The 1,014-nt window shown below is 62.8% G+C and carries 1 protein-coding gene; it reads left to right on the forward strand.

Going from position 1 to position 1,014, the window contains the following annotated elements; all coding sequences use genetic code 11:
- A partial coding sequence (locus AC1DK4_RS40685) for a hypothetical protein (protein ID WP_477132269.1) occupies positions 1–1,014 on the forward strand: 1,014 nt, incomplete at both ends.

Genomic DNA, 1,014 nt, shown 5'->3' on the forward strand with positions numbered 1-1,014 from the left:
GACCACCACAAATGGCTGCAGAGCGAGCAGTTGCTCGCGGCCCTGGATGTCTACGACAACCGGGACCCGTCGAACGGCTGGCACTTTTCCGGCCAGACAGGCTTGTGCGTCCTGGGCGCGGAGGGTTGCAAGGCTACCGCCGACATCATCCAGACATGGTGGGAGGGCAACACCACCGACCGCGCCAATCTTGCCCTGCGAGGCTTCGCGCTGAACCAGAGCGACATCCTCGCGGAGATGGAGCGCACCAAGGAAGCGGCCAAAGCCGCCCCGCTGCCCGTCACCGAGGCCGATATCTACGACTACACCGGCAAAGGCCTGGAGCGGGCCAAGACTCTGGGAGACATGTTCGACAAGGCCAACGGGCTGTACGAGGAAATGGAAAAGGCCGGCCATGCCCGGCTCGCCGGCGGCGCACTCGCCTGGTACACCAGCCTGGGGCGTCAGACATTGCGCCACGCGCCCAAGGGCATGGAGTGGTTCGTCCACGGTTTCAGCCGCTCGTTACTGGCCGCCGGCATCGGCAGGCAAGCCGTCAAACTGCGGCTCAAGGAGCTGCAGGCGATCGGGCGCAGTGCCGACCCCAAGTTCTTGCGCGCTCAGGTCAAGCGCAATGTGAACTTCGCCTTCGCCACCGAACTGGTCGATGCCCGCTCCAGTGAATTCTACAAAGTGCGCGCCAGTGGGTGGCTATTGCTGTTCGAGGCCGCCCTGCTCAGCCATAAATGGCTCAAAGGCACCAAGGACGAAAAGGAAAAAGCGGAGTTGAGCGCAGCCGCCATGACAACCTTCGCGGCAGGTCTGGAAGTGTTGGCCTGCGGCACCGAGGTGGTCCTACGCCAGTATGCCCCTGGCAGTACGACGAGCGTGGGCGCTACGGTCTTTCTTGGTGGACTCAAGATATGGGGTGGGGCGTTGGCTACGGCAGTTGGCATCTATCTCGCTAGGTACGACTGGTCCGATGCAGACGAAGCCCGAAGGCACGGAAATCGTGGGTTGACTGCGGCTTATCTG

Source organism: Cupriavidus sp. 05N38 (assembly GCF_056397345.1).